At 71.8% G+C, this 575-nt stretch carries 1 protein-coding gene; it reads right to left on the reverse strand.

Annotation, left to right across the window (positions count from 1 at the left end):
- Positions 1-575 (reverse strand): lyase family protein (locus NZU74_20670; protein MCS6883738.1); only part of this gene is annotated, 575 nt, incomplete at both ends.

A 575-nucleotide genomic window follows, 5' to 3' on the forward strand; every position in this document is an offset into this window, starting at 1 on the left:
CGCTCTTCCGATCTTCACCGTCTGGATCGCCTCGGCGAGCACCTCCCAGTGGCGCTCGAGGTCGGCGGCGAGGCACTCCTCGTCGGGGGCGATCCTGGCGAGCCCGCGGTCGATGCCGCGAAGGCCGAGCTGGAAGTGCCCGACCGCGACGCCGAGGCTGCGCAGCACGGTGGAGTCGGAGAGGTCGCGCTGCCAGCGCGAGACCGGGAGCTTCTCCGCGAGGTGGCCGAGGAGGGCGCGGGCGAGGCCGAGGTTGCCCTCGGCGTTCTCGAAGTCGATGGGATTGACCTTGTGCGGCATGGTCGAGCTTCCGACCTCCCCGGCGACCGCGCGCTGGCGGAAGTAGCCGAGGGCGATGTAGCCCCACAGATCGCGGGCGAGATCGAGCAGCACGGTGGCGATGCGCAGCAGGGCGTGGGCGAGCTCGGCGATCCAGTCGTGGGGCTCGATCTGGGTGGTGAGCGGGTTGGGCTCGAGCCCGAGGCCGCGCACGAAGCGCTCGGCGAGGGCCGGCCAGTCGATCGCCGGGAGGGCGACGGCATGGGCGTTGAAGTTGCCGGTCGCCCCGTTGAGCT

Source organism: Chloroflexaceae bacterium (assembly GCA_025057155.1).
GTDB lineage: Bacteria > Chloroflexota > Chloroflexia > Chloroflexales > Chloroflexaceae > JACAEO01.